The following is an 8361-nucleotide window of genomic DNA, read 5'->3' on the forward strand; positions in this document are numbered from 1 at the left end:
CGCCTAAGTTCCTTCAATTGGTCTACACCCATTCCGCCATATTGCTTGCGCCAGCGGTAATAGGTTTGCTCCACAACGCCGATCTGTCTGATCGCATCCAGACGCGGCATCCCTTGCCCCATCAGAACTTCAACCTGCCGCAACTTCGAGACAATTTCTTCCGGCTTCGGTCGCTTGTTTGCCATTCTTGGTCCTCCGTTTCCTAATCTTAACGGTGGGCCCATTCAAATGGGGAGGCTCAGGGTCAGGCGGCCAACTCTGCGAACTGTAGAAAAAGACAGAGTCCAAGCGTGGAAAAACTTTGCGGATCATATGCGCTACTTCGATTCCTGAAAGAATTGCAAATGCAGATTCAAAGGACTTGAAGCCAAGCATCGGGCGGATTCATCTTTAATATACCGGTGGTCTTGTTCTTCGATGTACTTAGGTATTTCCGCCTCACAATCTCGATCGGGGGTGGGCAACCAAAACCATTGAGCATCCTGTTTAGAGCCTTGATGCCAACTGAGTCTGCGCCGATTATGTCCATGACAGTTTCTTGCGGAGCCCATTAATTTCCAACATCCGAGCGTAGAATTTTGTCGCGGCCGGTTTGTTTCGACGTTGTGAATGCATGGAATCGAGAGTTTTGCCGTGCTTGTCGGCGGCTCGATAGAGGTAAACCCTTGATCCTTGTATCTTAAAATGAGTTTCGTTCATTCGCCTGGAGCAGTCGCATGGGCCATTGCGGGGGCGTGCCGTGTCAGCAATTGCCCAGGAGGATCGTTTCACCCAGCGGTTCAGCGTGGCGTGATCGACGGAAACACTTCGCTCCGCCATGATCTCTTCCAGATCGCGTTAGGATACGCCCTATCGAACAATGAAGTACACTGCGAATAGGATCACATCTTACGTAAATTGCGCACCCTAGAAGGTTCTCATGAGCTGGCTTTCGACTTGATACGACCGACAGTCATTCACTCACTAATTCCGAAAGCGTAAATGGCCGGATGTTCGCAACAGAACCAAAGCTCGAACAACAGGCGGTCACTCGGTTGGTGACCAATTCTGGCCTGGATCGTAGGTTGATATTTCAGCCGTTATTTTTTGTGTATCCGGGCCAAAGTCTGCCTCGTACACAATGCCGTTTTCACCCACAAGAAAAGAATGGATACCCGTTTCTCCGTAGTCCGAAGGCACTGCCAGCAAAGCGTGCCCCGCGACGAACCGATCGCCGACAAAGTAGGAATGGGCACCACCCGGAGCATTCGGCCCCTGCCCCTGCAGAATTGTGAAGTAGTAACCAAGGAACGGTTCGGGTTCGTAGTCGGCCTCACCGTCGCTCCATCCCGAGGCGGCGGCGCGGGCAAGTGCTGCTCCGACAAAACTGTCTTCTTCTGGCCAGAAGAGGCCGTTTCGCTCGCCGGGATCCGATATGATGGACCGGGCAAACTCCATAACGCCATCGCCATTGTGATCCACAAGACGGAACGCCGCCTGAAGATCGACATAGGCCTCAAGCGTTTCGATCACGTCCAGTTCGTTCAAACCGATTTCACGGGCCGAAAGTTCTTCGATCCCAGCCGCCAAATCAAACTGCCAGCCGGTTTCGCCTTGCAGAATTGGGATTGGAAAGGGCCAACTGTCTTCGCCCAACAAAAGGACCACCCCATCATCATCGGGTTGAAAGCGGTATCCTTCAGAGTACATGCCAAGCACGTCTTGCCTTCTTTGCTGATCTTCCCCAGGATCGCCTGTTCCGATCACGTCTTCGGCCTCGGGTCCAAACAACTCAAGCAGCTTGTTCTGATCACCGTCCTTTAGGGCTTGGACAAAAGCGTCCAATGCGGTCTGCGGAGTTTCGAACAGGGCACCGTCGGAAAATGCCGGTTCGGCCACCATGGCAAGAAGTACGATAGAAAAACCCGATTTACGCATGTTACCGTCTCCTCTTGGCTTTGGCAGCGTGCCCACGTTTGGACGCCTTATGGGCTTGGGCGCCTGACGCTTTTTTCTTCATCGCATTCCCTTTAGACGAGGCAGACTTACGCTGGGTCACTGCCTTCTTTGCCTGAGGCTTCTTTTTGACAGGCTTTTTCGCCGCATCCGGATGTTTGGTCCGATCGATGGCCTGTTGTTTGGCTACGGCCTTGTCCCGATCAACATTACCGCGGTTCACCTGCGGCAGAGATTTGTCGCCACTGCCCCGATTTGCCAGAGCACCTCCCGCGATGGCCCCTGCGCCTGCACCAGCGGCAACCGCCGCTGCACCGTCGCGGCTAATGTCTGCGGCACCGGATTCACGGCTCAGTTTCGCACGGAGTTCGTCTGTTCGGCCCTCGGGTCGGTTAACGGGCAAGTCGCCGCGGCCACCTTCCGACCTTTTGTGATCGGCGATCTTATCCCGGGCTTCCTGTTGGCGGTCAGGATCGGGGTTCCATCCGATTTCGGTACGGTCGCCAAGACCGATGTCATTACCGATATTGACGTTGCCATCGACGTCGATGTCAATGTCGGGGTTTCTGTATATCGGGCCACCGCCCCACCCGCCGCAATTTCGGCACCCCCAGTAGCCATACCAGTCGTCGTCATCGTCAAAAATCTCGTCGATCAGCGCCACAGTGCCAAAGGTCAGCAACGCCGCCCCCACCACGTTACCGGTCGAAGGGCCGGTGTAGACTGTCTCGGGATTGTATTGCGGGACGTAAACTGTTTCAGGTTCTGTCGGAGTGATGATGACCGTGTCGTCGTTGGACACCTCGACGGTTTGTTCGGGTCCCGAAACAAGGGCACCGCTGTCAATTGCCTGATCCCTCATGATTTGAACCGCATCCATCACGTCATCGGATTGGGCCAGCATGGCTGTTCCCATTGTCTCGGTCCAATCTATATGGGTGGCCATCTGACCGACGATTTCGGGGAAAGCCGTCGTCAAAATACTGACGGAAGGATCCCAGCCCATCGCTTCGATTTCCGGCTCGAGATCAACGGGGTCGCGGTCAGCGTTATCCAGCAAGTACCGCTCGGCCTTCACAACCTCCAACGGCTGTGTGGCGGCGACAAAAATTTGTATCAACAATGTATCGGGGTACAGAGCCACCGGAGCAACCAGTGTCTGCAGTTCCGCGTCCGTCAGAAGATCGGAAGACGTCGCCGAAGCGTCTGGCGGATCTGCAGGTTCGTCGGATGCCTCTTGGGCAAACAGCGCTGTGGACACGCAGACACCGAGTGAAAACATCACATATTTTAACATATTGCGATCCTTTAACTTCTATCAGGTTCACCCAAAAATCAGATTCTGGCAAATGAACGGCCAAAAGCCTCGCCAAAGCTCGATAGCTGCCGGTCACGAGGAGAAGATTTCGTCGCTCCAGTTGGCATTTGGCGGAAACACCAGAAAAAAGGCACCAAAGAGATCTGTCGCAAACTTTGGTCGGCATATTTGGCCTTTGCACAGTTTAATCCTGCTGGTGCTTGGTTTGTAACACTGTTTGGGAATGTCTGGTGATCAACTTCAAAGGTGCGCACTACCCAAAACCTATGATCTTGTTCGCAGTTTATTTCAACGTTTGATACGGCATCTCATACCGCGACCTAGAGGAAGTCAAGACGGAACGTGGTGTGTCGGTTGATCATGCTACTCTGAACCGCTGGGTCGTGAAATATTCCTCTGATGAGGTTGCTCGCGAGGCCCAGAATCGGAAGATTGGCACTGCAGAAACTTGACGTATGGATGACACCTATATCGAAGTCCGTCGCGAATGGATGTACCTAAATCGTGCAGTAGATCAGGACGAGAAAACCCTTGATTTCATGCTTTCAGAGTTGAGCGACACGAAGGCTGCTAAAATGGCTATTCTCCAATGCTCTGCGCGATAATGGCATCACGAAACGGATCAAAATTGACAAAGGCAGAAGTAACTCGGCTGGGGTTAAAGATTTTGTCGTTTCACTATGTCTTTACTGGCCGCCACATCAGTGAGAGTTTTCAACTGTAAGGTCAAGTTCATTCAGGGGCCAGGAAATTTACCAATCATATATTCCATTAACATAGTGAATAAATGGTTTAGGTTGCCCAAGGTATGAATAGGAACATTAGGAGAAGAATGTGCGATACGTTGCAAAAGGTATATTGATTTGTTGCGCTGTCGCGTTTGTCGCTGTGTTTGCAGCTTGGCTTTTCCTGTCTTCTGCGTTGTTTTCCTCGGTCAGGACTACTTTCGTCGAAAACCTGATCTCTAAGAAACTTGGTCAGGAGGTTAGAATTGAAGATGAAGTGCGTCTGGGTATTGGCCGGCAATTGCAGGTGTCGGCGGCAGGGCTGGAATTACCCGGTTCTCAGAATGCTGATGTGAAACTTGCAGCAATCGATGAGATCGAGTTTGAAGTTTCCGCGCGCGACCTTTGGAACAGTAAACTGTCACTGAGTGGTCTTTCACTCTCAGGTGTTCATCTGAACTTAATCACAGACAAAGACGGCTTCGGAAACTGGCAGTCCATTTCCCAACCGGAAGCTGAAGCCGGGAAACCTGCAAATTCCCCGACGCCGCTGTTAGCCGGAATTCTAACGGACCGCAAAATTGATCTGACTGATATCGCCATTCTTTATCAGAACGATTTAAACGGACTTGAGTTAGATCTGCAGCTTCCTGAACTGCTCTTAAAGCGTGATACGGAAACCGATGTTGCGACCGCAGTTGGGGCCGGTTCGTTAAACGGAGAGAGTTTTGATCTGAACGCGACATTCCCCGCAGAAGACCCATTTCAGTTGGCGATGAATTTCGAACAGATTTCGATTGTAGCCGAGGAAGTCCCTCAAGAAAACGGTCTGCAAGTGGCAACGACCGTGGAGATTGCCGAACTTGGCCAGCTTCTCGATATCCTGAAGCTGAGCCGCGTTTTGGAAGGTAAAGGGAGTATTGGCGCAACGTTCACATCAGTCGACGGCGTAGCACGGATTGATGACCTATCTGTATTGGCGGATTTAGATGGCGGGCAAAGCCTTTCGCTGACGGGGCAGATCGGGGAACTGGGAAATCCGGAAGACGTATCGTTGACAACCCGCATTCGGTTATACCCTGAAGATGCTGAACCAGCCCCTGCCGCATCGCGATATGATCTTAAACTTATCGCGGTCGACATGGTTATCGACAGCGTGCCTGGGCAGGTGCCGCAGCGACAAATGGTTATTAAGACCAACGGTTTCACGTTGGACACGTCCGGCGAAGGCCCGCCCCCGATTAAGTTCTCCGAGCTTTCCAGAACACCAGAAGGCGCCTTAAAAGTCGGAAACATCAACCTGAGAATTGGGAACCCAGCCGATCCGTTTGTCATTTTGAATGGTTCGGTCGATGACGCGCTTCAGTTGCAAGGCATATCAGCAGAAGGCCTAATGGATATACCGGCAAGCAGTTTGATCTCGCCAGAATTGTTTGGACCAGACGACCAGCTTGGCAGGTTTTCTGGTGACTTCCATTTGGACGGCGACATCAATCAGCTTTCGCTGACGAACTTGGATGGAAAGACAAGCGATACGGACGTCTGGAACCTTGAGGTGCATGGCACTGTCAAGAATGTACTCAAATTCGAGGACCTGGATTTGGCAATTGACGTCGCAGTCCCATCCGGGGCGGACCTTTTGAAGGCACTATCGCTTGAACGTGTTCAAACCGGGCAGGCTCGCCTTGAAATCAACCTCGTTAGCGAAGGCACCGATTGGAACGCGAGTGCCAATGTCGAAGTTGCTGAATCTGTCCTGAAAATTGTCGCCGATCTTGATGATGCAACAAGTGACCCTGTGCTGAAGGGTTCCATTGAGAGTGACCTAATAAAGATAGATCAAATTCGAACTATCATTCAGGCCGCTGCACAGTTGCGGAAGCTAGGCGGTACGGAGTCCAACGAGGAAGACGTCAATCATGAAGCAGATGACACTGGCCCTTTAACAGATGTGACGCTTAAACCAATTGGGCGTTCAGTTCTCTTGTCCGGTATGGATATGGATGTCGACATTGACCTTCGGCACATAGAAGGTGCCAAAGGAATTAGCAGTTTGCAGAGCGAACTGACGCTCACCGAAAATGAGCTCAAGGCCGGACCTTTGAAGTTTGAATATGGAGGTGCTCAATTCGACGTCAGCGGGCAAATGGATCTATCAAACGACGCGCGTCTGCTCACGCTGACCGGCAAGGCAGGCGGCTGGCAGCTGGATGATATTCTTCACGGTCTGAAATTCAAAAAAGGCGCAAGCGGTACGATCTATGCAGATTTTTCGGTGACCGGTGGAACCGATTCACTCAAGCACTTTGCCAACAGCATGAGTGGCAACGCCACAGTTTCATTGCGTGATGGCTCGATCGAGACCCAGCTATTGGATCTGGCAGGATTAGGGGTGCTACCTTGGGTGTTTACCAAAGAGAAACAAAAGGTTGCTCCAATCGTATGTTTGCGTGCGCCGATTAGTATTTCCAATGGAAGTATTTCGACGAAACAAACCACATTGGAGACAGATCATGTCCAAGTTGTCGTCTTTGGCGGTGTCGATGTAGCCGGCAAGTTCTTGGACTTAAATCTACAGCCCCGCAAGATTGGCGAACCTCTTTCGAAAAGCCCCTGGCCAGTGACTTTGAAAGGCCCACTAGCTAAGCCGAAGATCAAGGTCAAAGACGGTCCGAAACGACTGAAACGATCGGATGGTGCGGACAAAATGCCAGCAAAAAGAAAACTATGCGTTCCGGATATTTTACAACTACGGTAGTGGTGGAGGCAGTTGGTTCAGGAGCAAATCTAGAGTTCAAGCAAGATAACAATTCCGCCGAAAAGAGATTTCTGCTTTGGGCTCATTCCAGACTCTGGATGCAGCATGGCATTTGCCCCATGGAAGGCTGTCTGCACAAGCGAGGACGGCACAGAGCAGTCACTCGATCGGGGCCATGTTATGCTGCGGCGTTGCCGGCCATTGCTGCAGTTGATGCACGACGCAGCATCCATAATTGGTCGGTTGTTGTTAGGGCAAAACAATCCATGTTGGCTTTCACCTGATAATACGATTGGACTGTTTCAATTCCTCTTGCCTAAAATCATGTCCAAGCCCGAACTGGGTGGCATCAATCCGGTATCAAACTTATTAGGCCTACCTGAAACCAAGAGAGGATACCCAATGCCTATATCCATAAAGCCCAAGGCTAGGCGACCGGGTGCAAACCCCGTCAAGAAGCCTGCTTGGCATCAAGCGCTCAACCACCAAAGTTGACATCATGATTGCGCTGACCAGCAGGTTAATAAAAAGCCCGATACTTGTCCTCTGGTCACGGAGCAATTGCATAGGCACCAGTGGAGAGGCCACACGGGCTTCGACCATCACAAACACGACGATTGCGATCAAAACAGTGAAAATAAGCGCGTCCGGAGACAACGGAATGCTTGAAGCCCCACCGTTGTTCGCCAGCGCGTAAGTAGTGAGCGCTATCGATAACATCAGGGCTCCCGGAATATCCAACTCTTGGAACGATACGGTTTTCCATTCGAAATCGCGAGTGATGGAGGTGATAGACAGAATAGGCGTGACACTGGCGGACCTGGCAAGGGGGCGGAATGCCATGCGCCAGTTGCTCATCACCAGCTGGACACCACCCAGCGAGGGGTCCAAAGCAGTCCCGGCAGCGGATGTCGTCCCGAGCAACCCCATCGCTGTGCCCAACCTCTCTGTCGGGACGAGGTCACGTGCGATAGACATCGGAGGCGCGATCAGGATCGCTCCGCCAAGCCCCTGCAACGCACGTCCGGCGATCAACAAGCTGAGGCTCGGAGCCGTCGCGCTTAATACTGACGCTGCCAAAATAACGATGAGACCAAAAACCAGCAAGCGGCGGTGGCCGAATAGATCGCCAAGCCGTCCAGCCGAGACGACGGCGATGGTCACTGAAGTAAGATAGGCCAGCACGACCCATTGCACCTCTGACACTGTCGCGGAGAAACTGCGCGTCAGTGTCGGAAGCAGTACCGCAGCTATACTGCGGTCAGTGTCGCCGCGGCGAGGGTAATCAGGATGGGAGTGGGGTTTTGCGCCTGTATCGTATCAGTCATCGTAAATTCTCTTGTCTCGTTGCCAGTGAGAAGTCTCTGCCACTTCAAGTTGAGCCTCCCCATTTGAATGGGCCCACCGTTAAGATTAGGAAACGGAGGACCAAGAATGGCAAACAAGCGACCGAAGCCGGAAGAAATTGTCTCGAAGTTGCGGCAGGTTGAAGTTCTGATGGGGCAAGGGATGCCGCGTCTGGATGCGATCAGACAGATCGGCGTTGTGGAGCAAACCTATTACCGCTGGCGCAAGCAATATGGCGGAATGGGTGTAGACCAATTGAAGGAACTTAGGCGGCTTCA

Annotated in this window: 7 protein-coding genes and 1 pseudogene; 3 read left to right on the forward strand and 5 right to left on the reverse strand. The window is 52.2% G+C overall.

The window, feature by feature from the left end; all coding sequences use genetic code 11:
• The 4 genes and pseudogenes from RUA4292_RS08680 to RUA4292_RS08690 form a co-directional block, all read right to left on the reverse strand.
• A partial coding sequence (locus RUA4292_RS08680; RefSeq protein ID WP_058276079.1) for a transposase occupies window positions 1–185 on the reverse strand: 185 nt, incomplete at its 3' end.
• Between the two features lie 59 nt (window positions 186–244).
• Window positions 245–885 (reverse strand): annotated as a pseudogene (locus RUA4292_RS23950) (IS6 family transposase).
• 141 nt (window positions 886–1026) lie between these two features.
• Window positions 1027–1917 carry a DUF2950 family protein gene (locus RUA4292_RS08685; RefSeq protein ID WP_082637051.1) on the reverse strand — a complete coding sequence of 297 codons (891 nt, stop codon included), beginning with the start codon at window positions 1915–1917 and terminating at the stop codon, window positions 1027–1029.
• Between the two features lies 1 nt (window position 1918).
• Entirely contained in the window at window positions 1919–3232 is a 1314-nt protein-coding gene (locus RUA4292_RS08690) for a DUF3300 domain-containing protein (RefSeq protein ID WP_058277257.1), read from the reverse strand.
• Window positions 3233–3708: 476 nt separating this feature from the next.
• Between RUA4292_RS08690 and RUA4292_RS25635 the strand changes: the two genes are divergently transcribed.
• On the forward strand, window positions 3709–3858 hold the full coding sequence (locus RUA4292_RS25635; protein WP_082637052.1) for a DDE-type integrase/transposase/recombinase: 150 nt from the start codon (window positions 3709–3711) through the stop codon (window positions 3856–3858).
• A gap of 229 nt (window positions 3859–4087) precedes the next feature.
• Window positions 4088–6736, forward strand: coding sequence for an AsmA family protein (locus RUA4292_RS08695; RefSeq protein WP_145974906.1), 2649 nt, complete (start codon window positions 4088–4090; stop codon window positions 6734–6736).
• 375 nt (window positions 6737–7111) lie between these two features.
• On the opposite strand, the gene RUA4292_RS08700 is transcribed toward RUA4292_RS08695, so the two are convergent.
• Window positions 7112–7942, reverse strand: a complete 831-nt coding sequence (locus tag RUA4292_RS08700; protein ID WP_233493395.1) for an MFS transporter — start codon at window positions 7940–7942, stop codon at window positions 7112–7114.
• A 228-nt stretch (window positions 7943–8170) separates the two neighbouring features.
• On the opposite strand from RUA4292_RS08700, the gene RUA4292_RS08705 reads away from it, so the two are divergent.
• The coding region (locus RUA4292_RS08705) for a transposase (RefSeq protein ID WP_058277260.1) at window positions 8171–8361 on the forward strand (191 nt) is incomplete at its 3' end.

The organism is Ruegeria atlantica (assembly GCF_001458195.1).
Taxonomy (GTDB): Bacteria; Pseudomonadota; Alphaproteobacteria; order Rhodobacterales; family Rhodobacteraceae; genus Ruegeria; species Ruegeria atlantica.